This window comes from Aerococcus sp. L_32 (assembly GCF_050689315.1).
The window spans coordinates 1-2538 of record NZ_JBOEQF010000288.1 but is presented as its reverse complement, the minus strand read 5'-3'; the positions used below and the strand labels follow the sequence as shown (position 1 = coordinate 2538).

At 39.5% G+C, this 2538-nt stretch carries 3 protein-coding genes; 2 read left to right on the top strand and 1 reads right to left on the bottom strand.

Going from position 1 to position 2538, the window contains the following annotated elements:
* Both ACRCJ0_RS11900 and ACRCJ0_RS11895 read left to right on the top strand, forming a co-directional pair.
* The coding region (locus ACRCJ0_RS11900) for a DALR anticodon-binding domain-containing protein (RefSeq protein ID WP_431390546.1) at positions 1-331 on the top strand (331 nt) is incomplete at its 5' end.
* 324 nt (positions 332-655) lie between these two features.
* On the top strand, positions 656-1954 hold the full coding sequence (locus tag ACRCJ0_RS11895; protein WP_197557931.1) for a uracil-xanthine permease family protein: 1299 nt from the start codon (positions 656-658) through the stop codon (positions 1952-1954).
* An 86-nt stretch (positions 1955-2040) separates the two neighbouring features.
* On the opposite strand, the gene ACRCJ0_RS11890 is transcribed toward ACRCJ0_RS11895, so the two are convergent.
* A partial coding sequence (locus ACRCJ0_RS11890) for an O-antigen ligase family protein (RefSeq protein WP_431390549.1) occupies positions 2041-2538 on the bottom strand: 498 nt, incomplete at its 5' end.

The window sequence follows — 2538 nt, the reverse complement described above, 5'->3', positions numbered from 1 at the left end:
TCACTCAATCTTGCGCAAAGGCAACTTTGAGCCGGCTAAGATCAGCGAAATGACAAACTTCAACCTAGATAGCGATGAAGCTTTCCAAGTATTGAAAGAATTGAACCGGTACCCAGATATCGTAGCTAGTGCATATGAAAAATACGAACCATCTGTTGTGGCTAAATACTTATTAGCCTTATCTCAGCAATTCAACAAATACTATGCACATACACGTATCCTAACTGAAGATGATCAATTACAATCTCGTTTAGCATTAGTATATGCCTTAACACAAGTGTTAGAATCTGGCTTAGCTATCCTTGGCGTACAAGCACCAAGCCAAATGTGATTTTTTGGGCGGCAGGTTGTTAAAACCGATTTAAAACAAAATATGTTTTCATAGGAGAAAGGTAGTCACTGCCTTTCTCCTTTTTATTGACTTTTAACTCATACTTTTCCGAGAATTCTTCCCCATTTTAAAAATTCTATATAAGTGTCTTGACTTTAAATATCAAACCCTTATAATAATGAAAGCATAAAATCCTGTGAAGCATTGAGGGCGGGACCCGAGGTGTGACCACATAATATCAATTGTGTTCTTAGGTCAATTTGCGAATGGCCTTATTTTTTTGGGGAAAAATAGAGTAAAACAAATTTGAGGGAGATGTGAGTTATGGCAATTAAAGCGAAACCACTTTTATTAGATGTAGAGGAAAAACCGTTGTTCGCGAAAGGTTTATTATTGAGTTTTCAACATATATTTGCAATGTTTGGAGCAACAGTATTGGTGCCAATTCTTTTAGGGATGCCTGTATCTGTTGCTCTTTTTGCGAGTGGGATTGGGACTTTAATTTATCAAGTTGCAACTAAAGCGAAAGTACCCGTTTACTTAGGGTCATCATTTGCTTATATTACAGCGATGCAAATTGCAATTCAACAAATGGGCGGAGATGTTTCAGCAGCCCAAACTGGTGTCATCATTTCTGGTATAGTCTACGTTCTTGTAGCGATTGCGATTCATTTTGCAGGTACTAACTGGATTGATAAATTATTACCGCCAATCGTTATTGGACCTATGATCATGGTAATTGGTTTAGGTTTATCATCAAGTGCGGTAGCCAATGCAGGTTTCGCAGAAGATGGAGATGTACGTAACATCGTCGTAGCTGTTGCGACCTTCTTGATCACAGCCCTTGTCCAAACAAGAGCGAAAGGCTTTTTCAAAATTATTCCGTTCTTAGTAGGGATTATTGGTGGTTATATTGTAGCGGTCCTATTGGGGATTGTAGATTTTACACCAGTTGTAGAAGCGCAGTGGTTTGAGTTGCCAGATTTATACCTACCATTTGAGACATCTCTGTTTGAATCATATAATTTATACTTTGGTCCTGAAACATGGGCGATCGTACCTATTGTCTTGGTAACTATTTCAGAACATATTGGTGACCATACAGTATTAGGTAAAATTGTTGGCCGTAACTTCCTAAAAGATCCAGGTCTAAGCAGAACCTTAATCGGTGATGGGGTAGCCACTGCAGTGTCAGCCTTCATCGGTGGACCAGCGAATACGACATATGGTGAAAACACTGGGGTGATTGGTTTAACGCGTGTGGCTTCTGTATCAGTTATCCGAAACGCCGCTATTATCGCTATTATCTTAGCCTTCCTTGGTAAATTTACTGCCTTGATTTCAACGATTCCAAACGCTGTAGTCGGTGGGATGTCTATCTTACTTTACGGGATTATCGCAAGTAACGGTTTGAAAGTCATGATTGAAGAGCAAATCGACTTCAACCAAGTACGGAACTTAATTATTGCGTCAGCAATGTTGGTTATTGGTTTAGGTGGCGCGGTCTTAGACCTTGGTTACTTAACCTTCTCAGGAACTGCCTTATCAGCCATCGTTGGTATCGTATTAAACTTAATCTTACCTGCAGAAGTGACTTTCCAAGCAGATAGAGACATTAAATAATTAAATAAAAATTGTTAGCAAAACGGCGGTTGAGATAGCTTAGTCTCAACCGCCGTTTTAGCATTTATTTTTTTAAAATGTGTTAATTAGTCTCTGGAATAGTCTTTATCCTCGCCTTGTAATTCTGGGTTGGTTTCAACTTCGTGGTACATGTTATGGATAGACAGTACAACGAACAAGAATAAGAAGGCTGTTTGTAACCAGAAAATGGTCAAGTCAAACATGCCGTGCAGGATAACGATACTGCAGAAACTACAAATCAAGGCTAAGCGACGTCGTAAAATCGGATATTGCCGCATTTGATGAATCTTCTTGCCTAATGAAATCAGCGAAGGTAACAATATACCTGTCCCAACGGCACCGTAGGAAAGAAGGGTGTCTAGAACAATATTATGGGCATGTTGTGTGTATTTGTCCCCATAGTCTTGCCAGACATTGAGATAAGTCAAAGGCCCTTGTCCAAACCAAAAGTTATCTCTTAAACCTTTCAAGCCGATTTCCCAGATGACAAACCGGTCTTCAAAAGCAAATCCTAAGTCCTCAAATCTCGGAAGAAAACCTAATTTGATGGCGATCAGTGTGCC